The sequence below is a fragment of the Rheinheimera sp. 4Y26 genome (genome assembly GCF_025245835.1).
Lineage (GTDB): Bacteria > Pseudomonadota > Gammaproteobacteria > Enterobacterales > Alteromonadaceae > Pararheinheimera.
Window position 1 is genome coordinate 85311 of sequence record NZ_JAOBWS010000001.1, and the last position, 26417, is coordinate 111727.

Sequence of the window (26417 nt, forward strand, 5' to 3'; positions counted from 1 at the left end):
GATGACTTCTTACACGCCAACACAACAACAACTCAGCCAGTGGTTACCGCAGATTTGCCACATTGCCGTGGCCGCAGGCGAGGCTATTCTGGCGATTTACCATCAACCACAAGCAGTTGCAGTGCAGCACAAAGCCGACGACAGCCCGCTCACCGCCGCCGATTTAGCCGCGCATCAGCTGATTATGCGCGAGTTGGCGTTATTAACGCCCGACATCCCGGTGCTATCCGAAGAAGCGGCCGATATTCCCTGGAGCGTACGCCAGCACTGGCATTGTTATTGGCTGGTGGACCCTTTGGATGGCACCAAAGAGTTTATTAAACGCAACGGTGAATTTACCGTCAACATCGCCTTGATAGTGGCAGGTGAACCTGTGCTTGGCGTGATCCACGCTCCTGTGCTGCAAAAAACCTACAGTGCAGTGCTGGGGCTGGGCGCTTTTGTGGCAGAACTGGATGCGCTGGGGCAACAGCAAACCAGACCCATTCACGCCCAAAAAGCTGTGGCAGGAGAGCCGGTGAAAATTGTTGGCAGCCGCAGCCATGCTCAGCCAGGGATGGACGCTGTGCTGGCGAAATACCCACAACATGAATTACTGGCAGTAGGCAGTTCATTAAAATTCTGTCTGGTGGCCGAAGGCTGCGCACATTTATACCCAAGATTAGGCCCCACCATGCTGTGGGACACGGGCGCCGGTCATGTGATTGCGGTTGCAGCAGGTGCCAGCGTCAGTTATGACGGCATCGAGGGGCCAGCCTATCAGCGGGAAGAATTGCGCAATGGTCATTTTACCGTGCAGGCCTGATAACGGCTGCTGATCCATCTTTTGTTCAGGCCTGAGTCATTTATCTCAACTTATAAGTTGTGTTGACAAAGTGCTTGAGCGACAGAGCATCAAGTCCTTTTATTCGACCAATTGTTAGTACATCTTCGATAAATAGCGCTGTTGTTTCGGCGTCCGGCGGCGGATAATAGCGCTATAGTTTTTTTATCAGGCTGCAAGTTGGCAGCGCGCTGGGTTAAGCAACGGGGATCGGTATGGGGCTGCTACGTCATCTGCATAAAGCGCCGATCAGGGTGCTGCGGTTACAAAGGCGCAAAAGTATGATCCGGATCCGTTTTAGTATGATCCGGTTAAAAACAGCGTTGTCGCAGGAAAAGGCGGAAACCCGCCAAATGTTGCGTATTTATCAGAGTTATTTATCAGGTGAAGCCAGCAAAGCCGATTTAGCAGCGGCCAATGCTCAGCTGGCGGATGTGCTGCGTGCTACAGGCCTGGGCATTTTTGCCATTTTGCCTTTCGCCCCTGTCACTATTCCGCTGATTGTAAAACTGGGCCGTAAACTGGGTATTGAAGTCATGCCAAGTGCTTTTGCGCCTTCGGCTAAAAAACCAGCCAGTCTGACAGCGCAATTACCGGAACAACGAGAACGTCCCAGTAGCAAAAAGGCTGAAAAACCACTGAAACAAGGATAAAACAACAAGGTGTAATTCCTGTTGTGTTATCCAATAAAAAAGCTGCCCAAAGGCAGCTTTCTTATTGTTGTCCGCCGGTATCAAAACCGGGCCGAGATTAACCTTTAATGGTCATATAAGCCACTATCGCAATCAGCAGCGGTGCTACAATAGCCGCCATCAGCCGGTACCAGTGCAGCATAGTTTTGTTCATTTCACCGGCCAGTACTGCACGGATTTCAGGCCAAATGCGCCAGCCAACAAAAACTGCGGCCAGCATACCGCCCAGCGGCATTAATAAATTGGATGCAACAAAGTCCATTAAATCAAAAGGTGTTTTACCGAGGATTTTCATATCTTCAGACATAGCGCCAAAAGATAATGCCGCCGGAATGCCCAACACCACATAGTTGCTGATGCTGACAATCAGGGTGGCGCTTTTACGCGCCAGGCCGTATTCGTCAATCAGGAAGGCCACTGCCGGTTCCAGAATCGAAATCGAAGAAGTCACAGCAGCAAATAACAGCAGTGAAAAGAATACCAGCGCCAGAATCTGACCACCGGCCATTTGGGCAAACAGCGCCGGCATGGTAATAAAGGTCAGGCCCGGGCCAGCAGCCGGGTCAACATGGAAAGCAAATACTGCAGGCAGAATCATTAAACCTGCTAATACGCTTGCCATAGTGGCAAGGCCAGCTATCCATAAACCTGCGTTCACTACCTTGGTTTCAGCACTTAAATAAGAGCCGTAAGCAATCATTAAACCAGCACCCACTGACAGCGAAAACACCGCTAAACCCAATGCATCCAGCACCATTTTTACCGACAGTTTGCTCCAGTCCGGCGTAATAAAATACATCACACCTTCAACAGCACCTGGCAGCGTCAGACTGCGATATACCATAAATAGCATCAGGGCAAAGAGTACCGGCATCAGTACTTTACAGATACGTTCAATACCAGATTGCACACCAGCGATGACAATGGCAGCCGTAATGCCCATAAAGCCTGCGGTATAAATCAAAGCTGAAGTTGGATTGGCAATGAAGTTGGTAAAGGTGTCACTGAGCACTTTGGCATCTGTGGTCAGTATGTCACCTTTCACTGCTTCCACTATATAAGCAATGGTCCAGCCACCCACCACACAATAAAAACCAAGAATTAAGTACACACAAAGCACTGAAATCCAGCCCGCCAGATGCCAGTTGCTTTTGCCTAACACGCGATAAGCGGAGGTTGCAGATTTTTTCGCGCTGCGGCCAATCATCATTTCGGCCAGCATCATCACAACACCTACCGAGAAGACACAGGCCAGATAAACCAGCAGGAATACACCACCGCCATTGGCGCCGGCGACGTAAGGGAATTTCCAGATGGCGCCAAGACCAACGGCTGAACCTGCAGCCGCCAGAATAAAACCGATGCGGGAGCCCCAGCTGCCGCGGGCTGTAGTGGTATTGCTCATGATTGTCCCGAGGTGAAGTTAATAGTTCTAATAGTTATTTGCTGCAGCAATGTAGAGGAAATAGCAGGTCTATTGCAACCAAAATAGTTGACTGGAGCAGCAGAAAAGTTAAAACGCGGTAAGCGACAACAGCTTAGCGCTACAGGGAGCGGCAGCCCGATTTAAACAACAGGGAGTACTGGCCGGAGCTGCTAACCGGTAGTTTTGTATCATGCTGGCTGATGAATTAAATGATGTTAATTAAATGTATCTTCATGCTGGAGTTCAGCACACTGTTATGGCATAAGTTTCAGTCATGTGGCCTTCATTTTTAGCAATGCGGCGACTAAGGTTAAATAACAATATTGTCCGGAGGTAAAAATGGCCAAAAAATTGCTGCTGCTTTGTTGTTGGCTGTTTTTGCCGCAGGTACTGGCAGCCACTCAGCTCACGTTGTACGGTTACCACAGTTCACCTCCTTTTGTAATTAATGCCGAAGCCGAAACCGGCTTAAACTACGATTTGGTGCGGGCGCTACAACAGCAACTCGGCGAAAATTACCAGCTGCAATATAAATTTCTGCCACGTCCACAACTCAATGCCCGCCTGCAGGCCGGTGAACCCACCATAGTGTTATGGGCCAATCCGGCCTGGTTCAGCAATAAAGTGCAGCCATATAGCTGGACGACAGAAATTTTTATCGACCGCGATGTGTTTGTCAGCCATAGTGAATTTACCGGTGATTTAACCGAACTGAATAACCTCGCCGGCAGCACTTTGGGGGCAATCCGGGGTTATAGTTACCCCGGCGTCAATGAGCTGGTAGAGCAGCGGCGTGTCACCCGGCTGGATGCGGAATCTGATAAAGAAAATCTGGCAAGATTGCTCGAGCGTAATGTCGACCATGTAGTGATCACCAGGTCCAGCTTTTTATATTACGGCCGGCAGCAACATTATCTGGGTAAACTCCGTATTGTCGGTGAACCTTACCCTGCTTACAAAAGACAACTGCTGTTGACCCAACATTATCAGAACCTGCTGGGCGCCTTTGACAAAGCCATTAACGAATTACCCAAACAGGAATTCTGGACAGCCCGGCTGGAACTTTACGGTTTAAAAGCACAATAACGGCCTTGATACCAGTGCAAGGTTGAGCCGCTGTGGCCAGCCCGTTACACTAGCCTCTTTTTGCCAGAGCCTTGTGATGCGTTTAGATAAGTTTATTTGTGATTGTACCGGCCTGACCCGCAGCCAGGCTGGCAAACTGATCCGTCAGGCTTTAGTGCTGATTGACGGGCAACCCTGTAAACAACCTGCCACCCAGCTGAAGCCTGAACAACAAGTGGAACTGGACGGTGAAGTTCTCGCTCTGACCGGCCCCAGATATTTTGTCATGCATAAACCGACCGGTTATGTCTGCTCTACGGATGACCCTGACCACAACACCGTCTTTGTGTTAATGGACGAACCCAGACTGGACAAACTGCATACGGTAGGTCGGTTGGATCTGGATACTACAGGTTTATTGTTGATCACTGATGATGGTCAGTGGTCACATAAAATCAGTTCGCCCAAACACGAATGTGCCAAAACTTACCGCGCCTGGCTGGCCGATCCTGTGGATGATTCGGCCATCCGGTTGTTTGCCGAAGGTGTGATGCTGCGCGGTGAAAAACACCCCACCAAAGCAGCACAGCTGGAAATTGTCAGTCCGCATGAATGTTTATTAACTATTCACGAAGGCCGTTATCATCAGGTCAAACGCATGTTTGCCGCTATTGGTAACAAAGTGGAAAAACTGCACCGCGAAAAAATTGGTGATTTTGTGTTAGACGCCAATAGCCTGGCTGAAGGTGAATACCGCGTTTTAACGGAAGCAGAAGTGGCGGCTTTTGTCGGTTGATGCTTGCGCCGGCGCAGCATAAAGCTGCGCCCGGCGTTCTGCTTAACTTTGTAAAATCTTCAGTGGCAACGCCAGGATGTCGTCACCGGATTTGGCGAAATACCAGATAATGCCAATCAGTGAACCTACCGTCAGCAAATACCAGATGGCAGAAAACAACTGGCCGTATCTGTCCAGCGGCAACAGGTGGCTTTGATGACGGCCTCGCCATTCAAAGACAATTTCTAAACTACCCACCAACAATAAAAAGCCAAAGAGCGCCAGCCCCAGGCTGTAACTGACATAAACCCCAAGCAAGGCACCGGCAACTGTGCCAACCAAACCTGCAATGCTGTTCATCGAAAAACTGATGCTTTTCAGAATATGGCCACCATCAAGCGGCAACACCGGAAGCAGGTTAAATAAGTTCAGCAGTGCGTTAAAAGTGGCTAAACCTGCAAAAAAGATATTGCCGGTGAGCCAATAGACCACAAGGCAGGCAATGGAGAGCAGCAGGCCAAAAGTAGGCCCCATAATGGAAATCACCACATCCTGCCAGCGGGTATTAATTTTTTCGTCGGAAAGCGCCAAACCACCCAAAAATGGAATGAGGTAAATGCCTTTGGTTTTCATACCAAAATATTTCATCGCGCGGATATGGCCATACTCGTGAAACACCAGACAGGCCAGCAGCGCCAGTGCAAACTGCAATGAAAACAACCAGGAATAAGCCGCCACACTGGCTCCGGCCAGTACCACTTTGATCACTTTGGCGCTTTTAAACAGCTTAAAGCCCAAAGAGGCCAGCCCCAGCCAGCTTTGTTGTGTTGGTTTTGCCGGCGCCTGTTCAGGCTGCTGCCGTTCAATATCTTTAGTGTTGCGCTCGCCGCTGCTATGCAGTTCATTATTGATAAAAAGCCGGTATTTCAGCACAAAAGGCTGCCACTGCAGTTCGGTTTCAAGTTTGACACTGAGCAGCTGGCTGTCGTCTGTGCCTTCATCTGGCAGTGGCATGCCTGTTAAGGCATCCGCTTGCGATTTGGCAAGCAATTCAAACTGATGCGTGCGCTGCGACGCGTCTTCCGCCGTTGCACTGAGTTGTGACACCAGCTGTCTGTCCCAGAACAATTGTTGCCAGCCGGCCATCGAGCCTTCCAGTCGTAGTTGTTTGCCTAAACAGTCGATTTTTAATAATTCCACAGCAATTCAGTTCCAAAATATCAGAGGGGAGATCAGAGTTCCGTGATCAGTACAGGCCGCTATCAGGCTGCGCCGGGTTTGGCAAAAAGCAAAATTATGCCTGTGCTTTGCGCCAAGGGGTATGACTTTGCGGCAGATCGGTGCTGCCTGCTGATTTTTTGCACATGGACGAGCCCGCGTCAGTCGTGCGGCTATATTCTGTACTGACGAATCGTCAGGGTTAAATAGCTTGTATCATCAATAACTTCTGTTAGTTTTTTAAGCATAGCTGCAGGGTTTTGTGCTGTTGCCAGAGTGAGGCTGTGGTTTTTGTTGCGGCGGCTGAACCTTTTACCAGGTTATCTTTCTAATTAGAACTTTCTAATATATACTTATATCAGTTTAATCTAATGTAGGCCGGCGCACCGGTTTCAGGAGTTCAGCATGATGAAGTTGCCTTTAGGTTTAACCCTGGCGTTAATGCTCAGCCACAATGTAATGGCCGCTGGCTGGGTGCAGCTGAATGCAGTGCAGGCCCCCCAATATCTGGAATTGCCTGCCGTGGTAGAGGCTGTGTCACAAGCCACAGTGTCGGCGCAGACTTCGGGCCGCATCATTGAGCTGCCTTATGATGTCAACGATCTGGTGCCGCAAGGTGCTGTGGTGGTGCGTTTTACCGATACCGAACAAAAAGCCCGGTTGCAAAAGGCCCAGGGGGCCATGACCGAAGCACAAAGCCGTTTTGATGAGCAGCAAAAAGAGCTGGTGCGGGTGCAGGACATTCACAGCAAAGGTTTAGTGGCCAAAGCGGCGCTGGATTTAGCTCAGGCCAACTATGCCGCCGCCAAAGCAAGGCTGGATCAAGCCAAAGCAGCAGTCACTGAAGCCCACGAACAGCTGGAGCAAACCGTAGTGCGTGCGCCTTATAGCGGCATTTTGCAACAAAGGTTTGTTGAAATTGGCGAACTGGCGGTGCCGGGCAAAGCGCTGCTGCGCGGTTTATCTTTGGAAAACCTGCGTCTGGTCAGCCAGTTGCCACAAAGCCAGTTACAGGGTGCACAACAAAGCCCGGCGGCCGAACTGCAGCTTGCCAATGGCACAGTCATTCATCTGGGTAAACCCAATATGACGATAGCACCACAGGCCAATAGCCAAAGCCATAGTTTTCAGTTGCGCCTGCAATTACCGGCCGCCGACTACAGCCAGTATTTGTTATTGCCAGGCAGCTGGCAGCGGCTGCGATTACAAACCGGCGAAGTCAGTCAATTACAAATCCCATCCTCTGCTGTGTTGTGGCGCGGTGAAGTCAGTGCAGTCTGGTTAAAACAAGGGGAGCAGGTGATGTTGCAACCGGTGCGGCTGAAACAGCTTAGCTCTGACTTGTACCAGGTGTTATCGGGCTTAACTGCAGGTGCTGAAATTGCCACTGATGCGCAGGCGCAGCTGGCAAAACAACAGGCGAAACAGCAAGGCCGGAGTCAACCATGAGCAGCTTAGGTATTTCCGGCCGCTTGGCGGCGCTGTTTAAACAAAACCAAATCACCCCTTTATTGGCTTTGGTTGGCTTTTTACTGGGGCTTTTTGCTGTGCTGGTCACGCCACGCGAAGAAGAGCCACAAATTGAAGTGACCTTTGCCAATGTGTTTATTCCTTATGCCGGTGCTTCCGCCAAAATGGTGGAACAGCAGGTGGCAATACCGGCCGAAAAAATCATTGCCGAAATTGCCGGTGTTGAGCATCTGTATTCGGTGTCTGAGCCTGGCCGCGCTGTACTCACAGTGCAGTTTAAAGTAGGTGAAGCCCGCACCGATGCTTTGGTGCGGCTCTATAACGCTTTTTATGCCAAAGCCGACTGGCAACCAGCCAATAGCGGTATTGGCCCTGTGCTGATTAAACCCAAAGGCATTGATGATGTGCCGGTGTTTGCCGTGACTTTATGGAGCAAAAACCCGCAAGTCACCCCTGCAGATTTAACGTCAGCCGCCAAAGGGCTGGAAGAGCAGCTGCAGCAAGTGCCGGGCAGTCGTGATATTTACAGTATTGGCGGTGTGGCGCAGCAGGTGCTGGTGCGGCTTGACCCGGCGAGATTGGCGGCTTATCAGCTCAGTTTACCGGCGCTGCAACAGGCGCTGTTGCAAAACAATGGTCAAAGCCAGAACCAGGCCATGCTGGCGCCGGACCAGCTGATTCAGCTGCAGGCCGGTAACTTTTTAAGCAGTGCCGACGAAGTGGCATCCCTGGTGGTGGCCGTAAAAACCGACAATGGCCAGCAGCTGCCGGTGTATTTACGCGATGTGGCTGAAGTGAGCCTCGGCAGCAGCGAACCTGTTAGTTATGTGCAGCAGCTACAGCTGGATGAAGCCGGCAAGCTGCAACAAAGCCCGGCTGTTACTGTGGTGGTGGCCAAACAACCGGGCAAAAACGCGGTGGATGTATCCAGCGCACTGCTGGCCAAACTGGATCAGTTACAACAGGGTTATCTTGGGCAGGATATTGAGGTCAGTATCAGTCGAAATTATGGTGAAACCGCCAAAGACAAAGCCGATACCCTGATTCACAAACTGTTATTTGCCACGCTCTCTGTGGTATTGCTGGTGGGTTTTGCGCTGGGCTGGCGCGAAGCTTTTGTGGTGGGCATGGCGGTGGTGATCACCCTGGCCATTACTTTATTTGCGTCCTGGGCTTATGGTTTTACCTTAAACCGGGTGTCGTTATTTGCGCTAATTTTTTCCATTGGCATTCTGGTCGACGACGCCATAGTGGTGGTGGAAAACCTGCACCGGCACTGGCTGTTGGGTAAAAAGTCTTTGGCTGATGCCATTCCGCTCGCGGTAGAAGAAGTGGGTGCGCCAACTATTCTGGCTACCTTTACTGTAATAGCCGCGTTATTGCCGATGGCTTTTGTCAGTGGCCTGATGGGGCCTTATATGAGCCCTATCCCCATTAACGCCAGTATGGGCATGCTGATCAGCTTGCTGGTGGCTTTTATTTTTACGCCCTGGCTGTTTCTGCGGGTGTTTGGCAAAAAAAGCCCGGCTGGCGCCCATCACGATGGCACCGACAGCAAACTGGAGCAGCTGTTTAACCGGCTGATGCGGCCATTTCTGGCGAAAAAAGCCGGCCGCAATAACCGCATTAAACTGCTGCTGGGGTTACTCACCGCTATCGGCTTGTCGGTACTGCTGGTCACCAGCCAGCAGGTGGCGCTGAAAATGCTGCCTTTTGACAATAAATCCGAATTTCAGGTGGTGGTGGATTTAGCCGAAGGCAGCACGCTGGAACAAACTCAGGCTGTGTTAAATCAGGTCAGTCAGGCCTTATTGCAATTACCGGAAGTCACCCATCTGCAAACTTATGCCGGTACTGCCGCCCCTATTAATTTTAACGGTTTGGTACGGCAGTATTACCTGCGTCAGCAAGCCTGGCAGGGTGATGTGCAGGTGAACTTAAAAAGCCGGCTCGAGCGCGACGAACAAAGCCATGCCATCGCGCTTAGAGTGCGACCGGCTTTGGCCGCGCTTGAAAAAAGCACAGGCGCCAGTATCAAACTGGTGGAAGTACCGCCAGGGCCACCTGTGATGGCACCCCTGGTGGCAGAAGTTTATGGCCCGGATTACCAGTTACAGCTTAAGCAGGCGCAACAACTGCAAACAACCTTTGCACAAGTGGCTGATATTGTTGATATCGACAGCACTGTCGAAGCGCCGCAACCCTTGTGGCAACTGGTGGTGGATCAACAAAAAGCCGCCTTGCTGGGTGTTGCAGTGGCTGATGTGAGTGCAGCGGTGCAACTGGCGAGCAGCGGTGGCAACGCCGGCTTTTTACGCCAACCACACCAGCGCAGCTTAACGCCCGTGGTGTTAAAGCTAGCCGAAGGTCAGTTGGCGGACTGGCAGCAGTTGTCGCAACTGCCGCTGCACAGCAATACAGGTGCGCTGATCCCGCTGTCTGAACTGGTGCAAAAACAACAGTTCCAGCGCGAAAATACCATTTACCGCAAAGACTTAAGGCCAGTGGTTTTTGTTACGGCCGATTTGGCCGGCGGTATCGACAGCCCGCTGTATGGCATGCTGGAAATTCAGGATTTATTGAGTCAGGCGACAGCGCCGCTGCCACAAAATCTGTTCAGCGCACCGGACAATACCGATGAGCTCAGCATCAAGTGGGACGGTGAATGGCAAATTACCTATGAAACTTTCCGTGATATGGGCATTGCTTATGGTGTGGGCCTGATCATGATTTATCTGCTGGTGGTGGCGCAGTTTAAATCTTATGGCGTGCCACTGATTATTATGGCGCCTATCCCGCTGACGCTGATTGGCATTATGCCGGGGCACTGGCTGCTGAACACCCAATTCACCGCTACCTCGATGATTGGCATGATAGCGCTCGCCGGCATTATAGTGCGCAACTCCATTTTGCTGGTGGATTATATTCAGCAGCAACTGGCTCAGGGTGTGGCGCTTGAAACCGCTGTAGTGCATGCCTCGGCAGTGCGGGCGCGGCCTATAGTGTTAACAGCGCTGGCCGCTATGTTGGGCGCGTTTTTTATTCTGGATGACCCTATTTTTGGTGGTCTGGCTGTGGCACTGATTTTTGGCATTTTGGTGTCGACTTTGCTGACTTTAGTGGTGATCCCTGTGGTGTATTACGCTTACAGCTACCAAAAACAACCTTAATGCCCGCTTGGGACTAAGTAGCCGAAATGCCGCAGGGCGCTGGTAACAGCGCCCTGTTTTTTTGCACTTGTTACAGCGCTTTTAGCCGAAATTTGGCAATTTAACCGGGCTTTTTTGCCGTTGAACCTGTTTGCTCACAGAAAAAAGGCCTGTGCCGGGTCTGTTGCCATGGTTTCAGCCAAAGCGACTAAGCTTGGCTTCTACGCAGATCAACCCCTGATGGAGTGAATAATGAAAACATGGTTATTGGGCGCAGCTTTATTGGCGGCAGCAAACCCGGTTTTGGCCGAAGGCAGCGCCACGCCGGTGCAGTTTATTGATACTTTTGCCAAACTTTTTGGTGAGCATAAAGGCGAGCGTAAAGGCCATGCCAAAGGATTTTGTGTCAGCGGCAGTTTTACCGGCAATCACAAAATGCAGCCTTACAGCAACTCCGCTTTGTTTTCCGGTGAAAGTTATCCACTGACCGGGCGTTTTTCGATGGCGGGTGGTAACCCGAAAGCGGCGGAAAACAGCAGAAGCCCCAGAGGTTTTGCCGCACAAATTAAATTGGCTAATGGTGAAATTCAGCATTTTGCTTTGTTATCCACCCCAATCTTTGGTGCCAAAGACCCCGACAGCTTTTTAGGTTTATTACAGGCGTCAATTCCCGATGCAAAAACCGGCAAACCGGATCTGGCCAAAATTGCCGCTTATCGTAAAGCTCACCCCGACACGCTGGCGCAGGCGGAATATTTAGCTAAAACCGCGCCACCGGCCAGTTATGCCAATACGCCTTATTTTGGTTTGCACAGTTTTTATCTGAGCAATGCCGAAGGCAAACAACAGGCGGTGCGCTGGCAGCTGCAGCCGCTGGATGGTGTCAAAGGTTTAACCGACAGCGAAATTGCCGCAGCACCCAAAGATTTTCTTGAGCAGCGTTTGCTGGCGCAGCTGGCCAAAGGGCCGGTGAAATTTAAGTTGCAATTGCAGCTGGCAGCGGCCGGCGACAATTTACTGGACCCATCCAAAGCCTGGCCGGCAGAGCGCACAGTGCTGGATGGTGGTGAGCTAGAGATCACAGCTGCAGGGGGCGACACCTGCAAAAACATTAACTTCGACCCCAATGTGTTGGCCTCTGGCATCAGCGCAAGTAAAGATCCCATTTTACAAATGCGCTCCGGCGCTTATGCCGTTTCTTTTGGCAAAAGGTTAAGCGGCCAATGAGCCCAGAGCTTTAACTGTTTGCCGCTCAAATGGCGGTTATCTGGTTTATTTTGTCTGCAACAGGGGTCATATGATGTTTGTGACCTTTTTTGACTCAGCCCTGCCCGACTGGCAGGGCTGAGTCAAAAAATACTTTATAAATTCTTCAGATTTTTCATCAGCATAAAAATTCAGCAAAAGTTAATTTTAATAATTAAATGTATATTAATTGTTATATTTTAATCATCAGCTAATACTTGTCATCAGATGTACCACAGCATGGGTCCCCGCAGGAATTAGGGTCTGTTTGCTGCTGGGTTTGCCTGACTGGCGGCAGACATCAGGTTGTTGTCCGCTGCATCATCAAGGATGATGACATGAATCAAATTTATGTTGTGCGGCTCTGTTGTTGCCCGTTGTATGCAAGAACAGCATCTTTCCCCCCACTGCAGTTAGCTGGGACTGCTACTGTGCCTGTTTATCTGACATGGCGTTATCATCTTCGGCTGGGACAAACCGCGAATTTAAGCCGGAACCCCACAACCTACCATATGGCTGGCCGGCTTACCCCTGGTGTTTATGCCACACCACCTGACGGCCAGATAACTCAGGCGTCAACAGCAGCGATTTCTGCTTACAGCACTTCTTTTACCTTCCCCGCTGATACCAGTGCAAAAACCTCAACGCTTTACCAACCCTTTGGCGAGAGTATTGATAATTAATGGATGAACTATGAACACTCAATTGCATGTTACTTCTGGTAGTTTTGCTGTTGTTTCTACAACAAAAAGGTTAGTTGTTGCTGTTGTCTTTACTGCCTGTTGTTCTGCTGCATCAACAGTGTCTGCAGACAATAACGAATGGGCGCAATCTGTCGCTGACCCTTATCGTATTGAATATCACAATACAAACCGGCCTAGTGCCGGCGAAGACAACCCGGGAGATCAACCCATTCACAGAGCAGTGTTAAACGAGCTGAATGTGAAATTTGACATCACACCAGAGACCACAGAGTTGGTGGGTGAATCTGTTGATTTAAGTTCTGGTGCCTTAACCTTTCAGATGACTGATGTACAGATCCCGGGAAACTTCCCGGCAGAAGTTGCCATTCGCCGGCGTTACCATGACACAAACTTTACCCACCGTAACACGGCAGAATTTGGTGATTGGGGTCTGTCGATACCTGCTATTCACAACACGCTGTTTTACTCGGGGGGAGCGCTGCAGGGCTTCTGGGGGCGAGGTAAAGAATGTTCTGCTTCAGGTCAGCAAACACCACCTGCTTTTATGCATCGCGGGCAGCTGATAGAGGCATTTCAATACTGGAATGGTATTACGTTAAATGTGGGAACCAACGCTGAAAAGCTGCTGAAGGTGGGTCGTCCGGACTTTATTTACAACACTAAATCCAACTGGCGTGTTACCTGTTTTACCCGCAGTTCCGGAGTCGGCGAAGGTTTCAGGGCAATGTCGCCTGACGGGCTCACTTATGATTTTGATGTGCCGCATATGGTCAGGGCAAAAATGCCTTCTTATCCCCTGGCGCATCTTTATCAGGTGTTTATGCGGGTTTCCAAAGTATCTGACCGCTTTGGCAATACCGTTCACTATAAGTATGCAACGCGTGCTATGCCCTCAGGGTTGCAGTCAAATAATCTGGTGGAGATTGAATCCAGTGATGGCCGGCTCATTACGCTGAAATATGAACATGAAACAGAGCCGTATCTGGTGACTTCCATTACCAGCAATGGCAGAACCTGGCGTTACCAATACGCTGGTGAGCATATTTTCACTTTGGACAAAGTAATATTGCCGGATCAGAGTTATTGGGATTACGGCTTAACTGAACTCAGCCAAACCGAACCTTTGGATATGGATTTACCTGACACAGGCAGAGGGGATTGCGAACAACAGGGTTATCGTGAAGCTGAAGGTTTTATTCAACATCCGCATGGCGTGAAAGCAACCTTTAAAATCCGCAGTGTGTTGCATGGTCGTACTGAAACACCCACCGCAAAGCGCGACAATAATGAGTCTTATGTGGTGGCTCGCTGTTATCAGAGTATGGCGCTGGTCAGCAAAAAACTGACAGGTGCCGGCGTGAACTTCAGTTGGCAATATGCCTATTCACAAAATAAAGGCGCTTATGCTGGTCAGGCAAAACAAAGCGCCGGTGTTGTTATTGATGGATATGACAGCGGCGATTTAAAAACCACTACTGTGACAGCGCCGGATGGCAGTCAAACTACCCATGTATTTTCCAGAAAATGGGATTATCTTGATGGTACCGAAGTGGCCACCCTCTATAAAGACAGCGATGGTAATACTCAGCTACGGCAACTCACTCACAGTTTTATTGCATCGGATTATCTGGGAACGACTGAGCAATATTGGTCAAATATTCACAGTCTGCTGAAACGGTCATTAAAAACCTTGCAGCAGACACAGGAGTACAGTGCTGGTCAGCCGACCGATTCTTACAGCATTCAATATTCCGCACATAATATTTACGGTCGCCATGAGCGGGAAGTCACCAGCAATAATCTGGGCATGCCATCGCGTACAACAGACATTAGTTATCAGCATGATTTAACACACTGGTTGCTGAATCTGGAAACCAATCGTCAGGTCAGTCAGAGCGGTCAAACTTTATCGCTGAAGTCTGCCAGCTATTATGGGCCTGACGAGCCAGGCAAATCGAAAGTTAAAACACTAAGCAAGTTTGGTCAGCTCATCCAGACACATAGTTATCACAGCGACGGCACTCTGGCGAAAGTTACTTATGCCATGCCGAACAGATGGGTAAAGTACGACACGTACAAGCGCGGCAAAGCCCAGGCTTTTACCTTGCCTGGCCGTAGTTCCGGTGAAATCACAGCGCAGTTAACTGTTAATGACACAGGAACCATCAGTTGGGTGCGTGATTTTAATGGTCATGAAACTTCCTATAAATATGATCTGTTGGACCGGCTGGAAGAGATTAACCATCAGGACCCAAAATGGTCTGATACCCAAATTCGTTATGAAGCTGATGCGTCCGGCAGCGGTAGCCTGGTGCAATCCATCAGCAAAGGAAACTATCGTAAAACCATTTTATTGGATGGCTTGCTGCAACCTTTGCAGACCAAAGAATGGGATGCGCAAAATGAGCAGGCAACGGTCCGCTATCAGCGCCAGCAGTTTAACGCGTATGGGAAAAACAGCTTTCAGTCAGTTGTCAGCGACACCTTAAATCAATCCTTTGGTACATCTACTGCTTACGACGGATTGCAGCGGGTGATTAGTAAAACCAATACAGCTGAAGGTGACCTGAGTTACCAGTATCTGGCGCAAAACCAGATTGCAGTGAACAATGGCCGTGGTAATACCACCACTACCCAATATCTGGCCTTTGGTAACCCTGAACAACAGCTCGCCACCCAAATCACCCAGCCAGAGGGGGTTGTTACTACGATCAGCTACAACCTGGCAGATTTGCCGTTGCAAATAAGTCAGGCTGGTGTGACTGAGCAGCGCCGCTACAACGCCAAAATGCAGTTGTGTCTGCTGCAGCGGCCTGAAACCGGTATTAAAGTGATGCAATACAATCTGCTTGGCCAGCTGGAAAAATATGCTGAAGGTTTAACCGGTAACGGCACGAACTGCGCTGATTATAACAATGTGGCAACTTCATGGGTCACTATAGCTTTTGATAATTTGGGTGAAGAATTATCAAGAACCTATGCCGATTCCAGCACACCTCAACAACGATTTGAACGAGATAATCAGGGCAATCTGACAGCAGTGACTGTGAATAATATTCGCTGGAGTTATGACTATAACAGCCTGCATTTATTGGAAAAAGAAACGCTTACGCTCGACGATAAAAGTTATGTTATTGACCAGGAGTATAATGCTCTGGCTCATTTGCAGAGCCTGAATCTGGCGGGCACAAGGATCACTTACGCCCCAGATGCTTTGGGTCAACCCACTCAGGTTGCCGATGCCACGACCAGTTTTGCCAGTGCAGTGCATTTTTATCCTGATGGCCAGTTAAAGGACTACAGCCTTGGCAATGGCATGATATTCAGCCAGCAACTTGATGATAAATTCCGCCCTTATGAACGGCTGGTGAAACAGGGTGCCACACAAAAAGTTGCACAACGTTATCAATACGACAATAACAATAATATTGAAGCAATTCATGATTTGCTGAATAACACGAAAACAGTCCGTTTGAGTTATGACGATTTAGATCGTCTGGAAACGGCTAATGGTTATTGGGGGAGTGGCACCTTTGTATACGACCCTATGGGTAATATCAAAAATAAAAATCTGGGCAGTCAACAACTAACCTATAACTATGATGCAACAAAAAACCGGCTGCAGTCAGCGACAGGTGGTTATAGTTTTGTTTATGACGACAGAGGTAATGTTATCAATAACGGCAAACATACTTTTGCCTTTAACAGAGCTAATCAGGTCAAAATTTCGGGTACCCTGACTTACCACTATGATGGCCACGGCAGAAGAGTTAAAAAGGTAGCTGATACCACAAATTACAGTGTCTATAACCAGGCAGGACAATTATTACTGACCGAGGGCCCAATTGGCCTCACCCGTTATATTTATCTGGGTAAAGAGCTGATAGCAAAAACAGGCCCAGCCGCAGCAACAGAAGATAAACCTGGTTATACCGGCCATATAGAAGATAGGGATATCGGCTTAACTTATATGCAGCAGCGGTATTATGACCCGGTGCTTGGGCGGTTTTATAGTAATGACCCACTTGGTTTCAAACTTTCGGATCCTTCTACATTTAATCGATACTCTTATGTTAGCAATAATCCATATAAATATATTGACCCATCAGGTATGGACAAAAAAGATAGCTATATGCAGTGTGAGGAAGATCCGAATTGTACTAACTTAATAATTAGACAAGGAGGAAATTCTGATGATTCATTCAAAAATAAAGTAGCTGCATTTGCTGAAAGTGGTAATCAGACGACGATGATTACTAGGCATGATGGTGTTCAGCAAACCCTTGAGGGGAGGATGGCTGAATGGAAATATGGATCTCATAGTCAATTGCAAAATGCCCAATGTGGAGGATTTTCCGTTTCAGTTTGTAGCTTATCAATATTCTTTGGTGGAAGTATTCCGAATGAAGTTCAAGACACTGGGTATTATATCGTTGATAAGCTTGGAGTCGCAGTGGGGTACGCAGATAAATTAATGAATGTACCTAACTATGTTACAATACCTGTAAGTTTGTTTACGGGCGGTGTTAAATTTTCTGCAGCAAAAGCCATTTGCAGAGCAGGGTGTGAAGTCAGGAATAAAAGAATTAATGGAGGTGGATGATGAAATTTATCGCAGTAATTAATTTTGTTTTTATTTTGTATTTTACATGCGAAAGAGTTTTTTTTGTTGAAAATATAAGGATTGTTGACTATGCGACAAGTTCTTTTGTTTTGATTTCTTTTCTTTCTTATTCTTTGTTTATCTTGAGAAGGTCGCGTTTTTTGTTCTTGGCTAGCTCATTTTTTTTAACAGTTAGTTTTGTTTATTTTCTTTTCGATGCTTGGTTATATCCGTTGGGGGGTTATTTATATTCGGTTATAAGTTCGTTTTTATTGTTTTTTATGTTTATGTTCCCTGTGTGTTTTATGTATAAATGTTCTAAGTTCAGCCAAAAGTGACTACTTGTCGGTCTATTGCGTTATTTTTGGAATAGTGAGTTGTATCTCTGTGCAATCGTATGCAACCGCTATTCCTGAGGGCTTTATTTGGTCTAAGCTGTAGCTTAAAAATAACGGGGCCAGGATATGCGATTGAATTTACGAACAAATTGGTTGTTATGTTGTGTTGCCGCTTTGTCGGCTTGTCAGCCGGCAACTGAAACCAAGTCAGCGCCTGAAGCCCCAGTGGTGGCCGAGCAGGCCGCAGCACAACCAGTTGTGCAACCCGCAACGGCAGTGCAAGCTTCGCAAAACAGCAGTGGCAAAGCCTGGTGGCAGGATGCTGTGGTGTATCAGATTTGGCCGCGCAGTTTTGCCGACAGCAATCAGGATGGTCATGGTGATTTTGCCGGCATTCAAGCCAAATTACCGTATTTACAAGAGCTTGGTGTCGATGCTATTTGGTTAACACCTGTGTTTGAAGCCCCTTCTTATCATGGTTACGACTTTACCGAGTTTTATCAGGTAGAGCAGGACTACGGCACTATGGCGCAGTTTGAAGCCATGCTGGCCGACGCCAAAAGCCGCAATATCCGCATTATTCTCGATTTAGTGATCAACCATATTTCCGACCGGCATGACTGGTTTGTGCGCTCCGCCAAAGGGGAAGCGCCATACAAAGATTATTTTATCTGGCGCGATGATTTACCAGCCGATGGCTGGGGGCCTGCCTGGGACAGCAGCAAAATAGACCCTAAAGTGGTGTGGCATTATCACCCGGAGCGCAAACAATATTATTACGCCGCTTTTGGGGCGTCACAGCCGGATCTGAATCTGCAACATCCTGATGTGATTGCTGAAATGAAAAAAATGGCCAAATTCTGGCTGGATAAAGGTGTGGCCGGTTTTCGGTTAGATGCGGTGCGGTATGCCATTGAAAATGGCCCGGGCCAGCAGGCTGATACCAGCGAAACGATACAGTATTGGCAGGATTTCAGCAGTTATGTGCGCTCTATTGCGCCTGATACGCTGCTGGTGGGGGAAGCCTGGGCTGATTTGCCGGTGGCTGCCAAATATTATGGTGACGGCAAAGCGCTGGACGCCGGTTTTGATTTTGATTTTGGTTATAAGGTGCTGGCACTGCTGCAAACAGATGCTGCAGTAAAAGCCGAGTTTGGCACCATGAACAACGCGAATAGCCAGGCTAATCAGGGACAAAACCCGGCCGCAGCACAGCCGCTGCAAGCCAATTATGCCGAGCGGGTGGCCGCTGGTGTGCCTATGGGCTATTTCAGCCCCTTTTTAACCAACCACGATCAGCCCAGACTGGGTTGGCAACTGAATGCCCACCAGGCCAAAGCTAAACTGGCGGCTGCGATGTTATTTGCATCCCCTGGCACCACTTACCTGTACTACGGTGAAGAAATTGGGTTGACCCAGGCCTCAGATGCCGAGCATATTCAGCGCCGTGCGCCAATGTTGTGGGACAAGTCAAATCAGGCCGGTTTTACCGAAGCAAAACAAGCCTGGGTGCAGTCAGCTGAGTTATTTCCGCCACAACAGGGCACAGGCTGGTGGGCGCCATTTTTAACTGAGCAACTCAGTGGTGACAGCACTGTTGCCGATCAGCAAAAAAAGCCCAAGTCGTTGTTAAACCTCTATAAAATGCTAATTCAACTGAAAAAACAGCGCGCTGAATTGTCAGTGGCTGGCAGTTATCAGGCCACAGCGTTGGCAGAAGGTAAATTGCTGCAGCTGGTGCGTGAGCTCAATGGTAAAAAAACTGTGTTTTTGCTGAATATCTCCGAAAACAGCCAGCAAATCCCTACTGAATTGTTACAGGACAGCAGCCTGCAAACGGTCTGGAGTGACAACGATTTAACTGTGACCGCGCTTGATGGCTGGCAGTTACGGATCTGGCGAAACTAAGGCGTTAAGTGCCTGTTAGTTGCCCTGCTCAGTGGCTGTTGCTGCCGGGCAGGGCAAATCCAGATAAAACACCGATCCCTCAGTTGGATTGTTTTCAAACGACAACCGGCCACCATGCTGTTCCACTATGGCTTTGCTGATAGTCAGCCCCAGGCCAGTGCCACCATAACTGCGCTGGTTTGACGCATCCGACTGGCTAAAAGGCTGGAAAATGCGTTGTTGAAATTCAGCACTGATGCCGGGGCCTTTATCCCACACCGCCAGGCGCAGCCAGTGCTGGTTGAGGTAACTGGCGGTCAGTTTAATTTCACTGCCAGGTGGGGAAAACTTGGCGGCATTGGATAACAGATTCGCCAGCACCTGCATCAGCCGGTCCGCATCAACACGCAGCGGTATCCCGGTTAACTCAGTTTCCAGCACAAAATGCACCTGATACTGCACCGCATAACAAGACAATTCCTGCACAGCGGCTTGCAATACAGGTTTGATATCCTGCAGCTTAAACACAAAATGCATTTGCCCTGCTTCAATTTTTTGCATGTCCAGAATGTCGTTAATCAGCCGTAATAGCCGCTGACTGTTTTGCTCTGCTATCACCAGCATGTCCTGCACCTGAGGTGGCAATTCTCCCAGCACTTTGGCCGTTAATAACTTCAGTGAACCGCGAATAGCGGTCAGTGGTGTGCGCAGCTCGTGACTGACGGTGGAAACAAAATCGTTTTTCATTTGCTCCAGCCGCTTGCGCTCGGAAATATCACTGAGCATCACCACAAACACAGCGGGTTGTTGCCCGGCAATTACACTGACAGAAATCGCCACCGGAAAATGATGGCCATCAGCATGGCGGCCTTCGCTTTCATGGCTGCTGCCAGCGCGCTCTGTCAGTGTACCGGCGGTTAAATTCTGCCAGGCCGGCAGCAGCAAAGACAAAGGCTGGCCTGTCATTTGCCCTTCGGCATAACCAAAAATGCGGCTCAGTGCCGGGTTATCACTGAGGATGGAGCCGCTGTCGCTGACGGTCAGTATGGCGTCCCTGATATGCTGCAAAATAGCGCTGGTGCGGGCGGCTTGTTCCAGTTGCTGGCTTTCTGCCATTTTGCGTTCGGTAATATCTTCAAACACAGTAATACCAAAGGCCAAATTGCCATTGCTGTCATAACCCGGCCTGCCCCAGGCCTGTAACCGGCGCTCCGGTGCGCCATTGCCAACAGCTAAATCGTCGATATAACTGGTTTCGCCGAGCAAAGCCCGCGCCGCTGGCATCAACTCTGCCGGATAAGGGCTGAGGCTGGCGTGGTGGAAAAAATGCAGCTGTGTACCCTCGGGCTGTTGTTGCAGCAAAGGCCCCAGCATGCGCGCTGCGGCTTTGTTGAAATAATAGGGTTGTAGCTGCTGGTCCTGCACCACCAGCCCAAGGGGTAAGTCGTCAATCCATTGCCGGTATTGATGCTGGCTAATGGCCTGTTGCGCCTGGCTGTAACTGATGCCGGCCCGGGTCAGAATTAAAAAAACAATAGCATTTACAATAAGGTAGGTTGCCCAGGACATAGGCTCTGTCAGATAAATGTTGGCGTCCAGCGGCATGGTCAGCCAACCCTGGATAAAACCAAGGGCGGTGACGGCCAGAAAAGTAAAACTCAGGCACAGCACGGCAAAAGCCAGTTTGGCCGAATACATCACATAAGCCACCACCACACTGGCCACCAGCCACCAAACCCCGGCGGAAGCCATGCCAAAAGTTATCACGCCGGGCACGGCCACAGTCCAGAACACCAGCATCAGCAGTGTGGTTTTCAGCTGCAGTGGCAGCCTGTTGAGCAGTGCATAAAGCAACAGCACCAGCAGGGCCACGCCAAGCTGAATGTTGTACACCGGCAGCCAGCCGCTGAACAAGGCGCGGGACAGCGAAATGGGCGTGCCAATGGCGGCCACTAAGGCCAGACCACGCCAGACACTGTTGGCAAACTGATGGCGGATCTGGTTCAGTCGTTGCTGCAGATCAAGGGTTTGTGGACGCTGGATGGGGCTGGTTTCAGACAACGCGATAACTCAACAAAAACCTGATGAATTCAATCTATGCAGCCTTTGGCGGAACTGCAACCGGCGGCGACAAAAACAGTTATTTTCTGGCAAAAAGCCGGCAAAAAACGGCTTAACTGAATAAATCCGGCGTAAAAGGTGTGTCGTCGGCTTCGAGATTACTGTCTGGTTTACCGGCCAGGCGGGCGGCGTCGCGGCGGGCGCGGCGTTGTTCCAGCAGTTTTAAAATGCGGGCCCGTTCGGCCACAGGTTTTTGATGCCAGTTAAACCGTTCATCACGCGAGCGCAGGCAACCCACACAATAACCGCGGTTATTGCTTTGGCACACCCCAATACAGGGGTTGGGTAAGTCAAATAGCTCGAGTTGATCCATGGTTTTGTTGCGGGCTGACACAGCACTGGTGGCTTCGGATATTTTTGAGTCTACTGAATTCAGCTGTGCCTTGCCAGCATCAAAGCCCTAATGCCGCTGACGATAGCCCAAGCCTCAAACCGCATTTTGGTTTACATCTGTCCCGCAAATGGCTGGTTATTCCCTGGGCAACAGCCGTTTTTACCGCTAATTTGCCACAAACGAAAAAAAAGCATTGACTTAAGACTTTCAGACGGCTATTTCTAATAGCCATTCGCACCAGCAGAGCTGGGCATTTTTTGTATCAGATAACCGACAGAGTTATTCGCTAAATGAATTTTACAAACAACCTGAACATTATTGTGGTCCTCGTCGTGGTGATTATTAGTCGCCGCGGGGGCTGCCGTTTGGGTTTTAGAAAGTAGAAAAAACCAGACACCAGCAAAACCCCCGCACCGCAAGGTCCGGGGGTTTTGTCGTTTCAGGCCCCCGGAAAATGCAACACAGCGGGTTGTTCGCCCGACAAAAAGCGAACAAAGCTGGATAACGGCTGTAACAACAAGCGAAAAAACGCCTGGTTACAGCAGCAAAAAGCACAAGAGGATGGAGTTATGACGGGCGCAGAATTGGTGGTTAAATTGTTAGCAGAACACGGCGTGGATAGCATTTTTGGCTACCCGGGCGGCGCTATTATGCCAATTTACGACGCGCTCTATCAAAGCCCGGTCAAACACTACCTGTGCCGTCACGAACAAGGCGGTGCTTTTTCTGCCATAGGTTATGCCCGTGCCTCCGGCAAAACCGGTGTTTGTATGGCTACTTCCGGCCCTGGTGCAACCAACTTAATTACCTCTTTGGCCGACGCTTTGCTCGATTCTGTGCCAGTGGTAGCTATTACCGGCCAGGTGTCGCAGGCTGTTGCCGGCACCGACGCTTTTCAGGAAGTGGATGTATTGGGTTTGTCGTTAACTGTGACCAAACACAGCTTTTTAGTGAAAAACGTGGCGGACTTAGCCGACACTTTGCGTGCTGCTTTTGCGCTGGCCCAAAGCGGCCGGCCTGGCCCTGTGCTGGTGGATATTCCCAAAGACGTGCAGCTGGCGGCAGTGGAGTACCAACCACCGTTGCAACTGGCCGCTGCGCAACAAACTGACGCTTTGCCACAACAGCAGCTGCAGCTGGCGCGCACTTTAATTCAAAACGCCAAAAAACCAATGGCTTATATTGGCGGTGGTGTGCATATGGCCGGCGCTCTGGCTGAGCTGAACGAGTTTTTAACAGCCACCGGTATGCCAAGCGTCACCACCTTAAAAGCCATGGGATCTGTGGATAAACACAACCCTTATTATTTAAGTATGCTGGGTATGCACGGCACTCAGGCCGCCAATTTGGCAGTGCAACAATGTGATTTATTGGTCTGTTTGGGCGCCCGTTTTGATGACAGGGTAACGGGCAACCTGAAAAAGTTTGCGCCTGAAGCCAAAGTGATTCATATCGATATAGATCCAGCCGAAATCAACAAGTTACGTTTTGCCGACTGCGCCATGCTGGGCGATTTAAAGTTGTTATTGCCGCAAATGGCCGTGGCAACCGCCATTCAGCCATGGCAACAACATTGCCAACAACTCAAACAACAACACGGCTGGCGTTATGACCATCCGGGCGAGCGGATTTACGCGCCGCTGCTGTTAAAACAACTGAGTGAACGCATGCCCGACAACTCAGTGGTGAGTTGTGATGTAGGCCAGCACCAGATGTGGGTGGCGCAGCATATGAGCTTTAACACACCACGCAACCATTTAAGCAGTGGTGGTTTAGGCACCATGGGTTTTGGTTTGCCGGCTGCCATTGGCGCTAAAATCTCCCGCCCAACAGACACCTCCATTGTGGTGAGCGGTGACGGCTCTTTTATGATGAATGTGCAGGAACTTGCCACCATCAAACGTTTTCGTTTGCCGGTAAAAATTGTGGTGATCGACAACCAGCGCCTTGGCATGGTGCGCCAGTGGCAACAGCTGTTTTTTGATGGCCGTTACAGCGAAACCGATTTATCCGACAACCCGGATTTTGTGTCTTTAGCCGCTGCTTTTGCCATTCCTGGCCATAGCATCAGCCGCAAAGACGAAGTAGCAGGCGCGCTGGACGCTATGTTCACCTGGCCTGGCCCTTATTTATTGCATGTAAAAATTGATGAAAACGACAACGTCTGGCCTTTGGTACCACCAGGCGCTGCCAACCAGGACATGATCACTACAATGCCAACACAGGAGGCCGCCCAATGAGCGCACAACACAGATTAACGATTCAAACCGGTTTGGAAGTTGTAGCACTGGAGCGGTTATTACAGGTCACCCGTTACCGCGGTTTTCAGCTTTGTGGTATGGAAATGAAACCGCTGGCCGACCACAGTGGTTTACTGGTGACGTTAAATATTCAAAGTGACAAACCTATCAGCCTGCTGACGGCACAGCTGAATAAGTTATACGATGTACAGCAGCTGGAGCTGCATGAAACCAGCGCGGTAAATGCAGCTTTAAGTGCCTGATTAAACACAATAACGACCAGCCCCATGATGGGCTGGCGATAATAAAAATCCGGATCAGCTCATTCAAACAATGATGATTTGGATAACAACCAAGTGGCCCTGAACCAAACTAACAATTGCTGACGCGCCTTAAACAAACGTCAGCGCCAATTAAAAAAGAAATGCAGGAGTAAACCGCATGCCTAAATTACGTTCAGCCACCACCACCGAAGGCCGCAATATGGCGGGCGCCCGCGCTTTATGGCGCGCTACCGGCGTGAAAGACACCGACTTTGGTAAACCCATTATTGCGGTGGTGAACTCTTTTACCCAATTTGTGCCAGGCCATGTGCATTTACGCGATCTCGGTAAATTAGTAGCCGAAGCCATTGAAGCGGCCGGTGGCATTGCCAAAGAATTTAATACCATTGCCATTGATGACGGCATTGCCATGGGCCACGGCGGCATGTTGTACAGCCTGCCGTCGCGCGAAATTATTGCCGACTCGGTGGAATATATGGTGAACGGCCACTGCGCCGACGCCATGGTCTGTATTTCCAACTGCGACAAAATTACCCCTGGCATGCTCATGGCCGCTTTGCGCCTTAATATTCCGGCTATTTTTGTGTCGGGCGGGCCTATGGAAGCAGGTAAAACCAAGCTGTCTGATCAAATTATCAAACTCGACTTAGTCGATGCCATGGTGTCGGCTGCTAACCCCAATGTGTCGGACGAAGACAGCGAAAAAATTGAAAAAAGCGCCTGTCCTACTTGTGGCTCCTGCTCGGGCATGTTTACCGCGAACTCAATGAATTGTTTAGTGGAAGCTTTGGGTTTAGGCCAACCGGGCAATGGCTCTATGCTGGCCACCCATAGCGACCGCAAAGCGCTGTTTATCAGCGCCGGCGAACGTATTATGGAGTTATGCAACCGCTGGTATAAAAACGATGATGTGAGCGCCCTGCCACGCTCTATCGCCAATAAAACCGCTTTTGAAAACGCCATGATGCTGGATATCGCCATGGGCGGCTCTACCAATACAGTTCTGCATTTACTGGCCGCCGCTATTGAAGCCAAAGTGGACTTTGGCATGAACGATATCGACCGCCTGTCGCGCATTGTGCCGCATTTATCCAAAGTGGCGCCAAGCACGCAAAAATACCATATGGAAGATGTACATAGAGCGGGTGGTGTTATTGCCATTCTGGCCGAATTACAACGCGCCGGTTTAGTAAACCCGGATACACCTCATGTGGCCGGCAGCTCTTTGGGCGATGTGTTGGCGCGTTACGACATAATGACGACGCAAGACGAAGCGGTAAAAGACTTCTACCGCGCCGGCCCTGCCGGTATCCGCACCACTCAGGCATTTTCACAAAGTTGCCGTTATCCAACGCTGGACGATGACCGCAAAGAAGGTTGTATCAGAAGTAAAGAACACGCTTATTCGCAGGACGGCGGTTTGGCCGTGCTGTACGGCAACTTAGCGCCGAATGGCTGTATTGTAAAAACCGCTGGTGTGGATAAAGACAACCTGACCTTTTATGGTGTGGCCCGTATTTTTGAAAGCCAGGACGATGCAGTTTCAGCGATCCTCGCAGGCCGTGTAGTGGCCGGTGATGTAGTGATTATTCGTTACGAAGGGCCAAAAGGCGGCCCTGGTATGCAGGAAATGTTGTATCCAACCAGTTATTTAAAGTCGATGGGGCTGGGCAAAGCCTGTGCGCTCATTACCGACGGCCGTTTCTCCGGCGGCACTTCGGGTTTATCCATTGGCCACGTGTCACCGGAAGCGGCCAGCGGCGGTGCTATTGCGCTGGTGCAGGACGGCGATGGCATTGATATCGATATTCCAAACCGCAGCATTCAAATCCGCATCAGCGACGCTGAATTACAAAAGCGGCGTGAAGCGATGGAAGCCAAAGGCAAACTGGCGTGGAAACCGGTGGACCGCGTGCGCGAAGTAAGCCCGGCGCTCAAAGCCTACGCCATGCTGGCAAGCAGCGCCGATAAAGGTGCAGTGCGGGATTTATCAAAGCTGGATGAATTATGAGTCAGGCCGTTTTAAAAACTGTAGTGCCGGAG

The 26417-nt window shown here is 49.8% G+C and carries 17 protein-coding genes; 13 read left to right on the forward strand and 4 right to left on the reverse strand.

Annotated features, from left to right (window positions below):
- The first annotated feature begins 1 nt into the window (after position 1).
- Positions 2-805, forward strand: coding sequence for a 3'(2'),5'-bisphosphate nucleotidase CysQ (gene cysQ / locus N3Z11_RS00295; RefSeq protein ID WP_260655136.1), 804 nt, complete (start codon positions 2-4; stop codon positions 803-805).
- 233 nt (positions 806-1038) lie between these two features.
- Entirely contained in the window at positions 1039-1476 is a 438-nt protein-coding gene (locus tag N3Z11_RS00300) for a hypothetical protein (protein ID WP_260655137.1), read from the forward strand.
- 97 nt (positions 1477-1573) lie between these two features.
- Here N3Z11_RS00300 and N3Z11_RS00305 read toward each other — a convergent pair whose 3' ends face one another.
- The gene (locus N3Z11_RS00305; RefSeq protein WP_260655138.1) at positions 1574-2920 is read right to left on the reverse strand and encodes a sodium-dependent transporter; all 1347 of its coding nucleotides are present in this window, start codon (positions 2918-2920) and stop codon (positions 1574-1576) included.
- 360 nt (positions 2921-3280) lie between these two features.
- On the opposite strand from N3Z11_RS00305, the gene N3Z11_RS00310 reads away from it, so the two are divergent.
- On the forward strand, positions 3281-4027 hold the full coding sequence (locus tag N3Z11_RS00310; RefSeq protein WP_260655139.1) for a substrate-binding periplasmic protein: 747 nt from the start codon (positions 3281-3283) through the stop codon (positions 4025-4027).
- Between the two features lie 76 nt (positions 4028-4103).
- Entirely contained in the window at positions 4104-4802 is a 699-nt protein-coding gene (gene rsuA / locus N3Z11_RS00315) for a 16S rRNA pseudouridine(516) synthase RsuA (protein WP_260655140.1), read from the forward strand.
- Between the two features lie 42 nt (positions 4803-4844).
- Here rsuA and N3Z11_RS00320 read toward each other — a convergent pair whose 3' ends face one another.
- Entirely contained in the window at positions 4845-5981 is a 1137-nt protein-coding gene (locus tag N3Z11_RS00320; RefSeq protein ID WP_260655141.1) for a site-2 protease family protein, read from the reverse strand.
- Between the two features lie 423 nt (positions 5982-6404).
- Between N3Z11_RS00320 and N3Z11_RS00325 the strand changes: the two genes are divergently transcribed.
- From N3Z11_RS00325 to N3Z11_RS00350, 6 genes are all read left to right on the forward strand, one after another.
- Positions 6405-7448, forward strand: a complete 1044-nt coding sequence (locus N3Z11_RS00325; RefSeq protein WP_260655142.1) for an efflux RND transporter periplasmic adaptor subunit — start codon at positions 6405-6407, stop codon at positions 7446-7448.
- The gene (locus N3Z11_RS00330) at positions 7445-10639 is read left to right on the forward strand and encodes an efflux RND transporter permease subunit (RefSeq protein WP_260655143.1); all 3195 of its coding nucleotides are present in this window, start codon (positions 7445-7447) and stop codon (positions 10637-10639) included. Before N3Z11_RS00325 ends, N3Z11_RS00330 begins: the two co-directional genes overlap by 4 nt.
- 231 nt (positions 10640-10870) lie before the next feature.
- Positions 10871-11845, forward strand: coding sequence for a catalase family peroxidase (locus tag N3Z11_RS00335; RefSeq protein WP_260655144.1), 975 nt, complete (start codon positions 10871-10873; stop codon positions 11843-11845).
- Positions 11846-12201: 356 nt separating this feature from the next.
- Positions 12202-12546, forward strand: coding sequence for a hypothetical protein (locus tag N3Z11_RS00340; RefSeq protein ID WP_260655145.1), 345 nt, complete (start codon positions 12202-12204; stop codon positions 12544-12546).
- A 10-nt stretch (positions 12547-12556) separates the two neighbouring features.
- Positions 12557-17170, forward strand: coding sequence for an RHS repeat domain-containing protein (locus tag N3Z11_RS00345; RefSeq protein ID WP_260655146.1), 4614 nt, complete (start codon positions 12557-12559; stop codon positions 17168-17170).
- A 470-nt stretch (positions 17171-17640) separates the two neighbouring features.
- Positions 17641-19416, forward strand: coding sequence for an alpha-amylase family glycosyl hydrolase (locus tag N3Z11_RS00350; RefSeq protein WP_260655147.1), 1776 nt, complete (start codon positions 17641-17643; stop codon positions 19414-19416).
- 15 nt (positions 19417-19431) lie between these two features.
- On the opposite strand, the gene N3Z11_RS00355 is transcribed toward N3Z11_RS00350, so the two are convergent.
- Both N3Z11_RS00355 and N3Z11_RS00360 read right to left on the reverse strand, forming a co-directional pair.
- Positions 19432-21456 (reverse strand): ATP-binding protein, encoded by a 2025-nt coding sequence (locus tag N3Z11_RS00355; protein ID WP_260655148.1) that lies wholly within the window; start codon positions 21454-21456, stop codon positions 19432-19434.
- 112 nt (positions 21457-21568) lie between these two features.
- On the reverse strand, positions 21569-21829 hold the full coding sequence (locus N3Z11_RS00360) for a DUF1289 domain-containing protein (RefSeq protein ID WP_260655149.1): 261 nt from the start codon (positions 21827-21829) through the stop codon (positions 21569-21571).
- 590 nt (positions 21830-22419) lie between these two features.
- Between N3Z11_RS00360 and ilvG the strand changes: the two genes are divergently transcribed.
- The 3 genes from ilvG (at position 22420) to ilvD (ending at position 26385) form a co-directional block, all read left to right on the forward strand.
- On the forward strand, positions 22420-24090 hold the full coding sequence (ilvG, locus tag N3Z11_RS00365) for an acetolactate synthase 2 catalytic subunit (protein WP_260655150.1): 1671 nt from the start codon (positions 22420-22422) through the stop codon (positions 24088-24090).
- Positions 24087-24353: an acetolactate synthase 2 small subunit gene (gene ilvM, locus N3Z11_RS00370; protein ID WP_260655151.1), complete on the forward strand. Its 267-nt coding sequence runs from the start codon at positions 24087-24089 to the stop codon at positions 24351-24353. The genes ilvG and ilvM overlap by 4 nt, the downstream gene beginning before the upstream one ends.
- Positions 24354-24531: 178 nt before the next feature.
- On the forward strand, positions 24532-26385 hold the full coding sequence (ilvD, locus tag N3Z11_RS00375) for a dihydroxy-acid dehydratase (RefSeq protein ID WP_260655152.1): 1854 nt from the start codon (positions 24532-24534) through the stop codon (positions 26383-26385).
- Positions 26386-26417: the final 32 nt, after the last annotated feature.

What these genes read in the sequence shown, in the direction of transcription:
- cysQ (WP_260655136.1), top strand. Translation starts at nt 2, where the DNA reads ATGACTTCTTACACGCCAACACAACAACAACTCAGCCAGTGGTTACCG.
- ilvG (WP_260655150.1), top strand. Translation starts at nt 22,420, where the DNA reads ATGACGGGCGCAGAATTGGTGGTTAAATTGTTAGCAGAACACGGCGTG.
- N3Z11_RS00325 (WP_260655142.1), top strand. Translation starts at nt 6,405, where the DNA reads ATGATGAAGTTGCCTTTAGGTTTAACCCTGGCGTTAATGCTCAGCCAC.
- N3Z11_RS00300 (WP_260655137.1), top strand. Translation starts at nt 1,039, where the DNA reads ATGGGGCTGCTACGTCATCTGCATAAAGCGCCGATCAGGGTGCTGCGG.
- ilvM (WP_260655151.1), top strand. Translation starts at nt 24,087, where the DNA reads ATGAGCGCACAACACAGATTAACGATTCAAACCGGTTTGGAAGTTGTA.
- N3Z11_RS00305 (WP_260655138.1), bottom strand. Translation starts at nt 2,920, where the DNA reads ATGAGCAATACCACTACAGCCCGCGGCAGCTGGGGCTCCCGCATCGGT.
- N3Z11_RS00335 (WP_260655144.1), top strand. Translation starts at nt 10,871, where the DNA reads ATGAAAACATGGTTATTGGGCGCAGCTTTATTGGCGGCAGCAAACCCG.
- N3Z11_RS00330 (WP_260655143.1), top strand. Translation starts at nt 7,445, where the DNA reads ATGAGCAGCTTAGGTATTTCCGGCCGCTTGGCGGCGCTGTTTAAACAA.
- N3Z11_RS00340 (WP_260655145.1), top strand. Translation starts at nt 12,202, where the DNA reads ATGAATCAAATTTATGTTGTGCGGCTCTGTTGTTGCCCGTTGTATGCA.
- N3Z11_RS00310 (WP_260655139.1), top strand. Translation starts at nt 3,281, where the DNA reads ATGGCCAAAAAATTGCTGCTGCTTTGTTGTTGGCTGTTTTTGCCGCAG.
- N3Z11_RS00345 (WP_260655146.1), top strand. Translation starts at nt 12,557, where the DNA reads ATGAACACTCAATTGCATGTTACTTCTGGTAGTTTTGCTGTTGTTTCT.
- N3Z11_RS00360 (WP_260655149.1), bottom strand. Translation starts at nt 21,829, where the DNA reads ATGGATCAACTCGAGCTATTTGACTTACCCAACCCCTGTATTGGGGTG.
- ilvD (WP_260655152.1), top strand. Translation starts at nt 24,532, where the DNA reads ATGCCTAAATTACGTTCAGCCACCACCACCGAAGGCCGCAATATGGCG.
- rsuA (WP_260655140.1), top strand. Translation starts at nt 4,104, where the DNA reads ATGCGTTTAGATAAGTTTATTTGTGATTGTACCGGCCTGACCCGCAGC.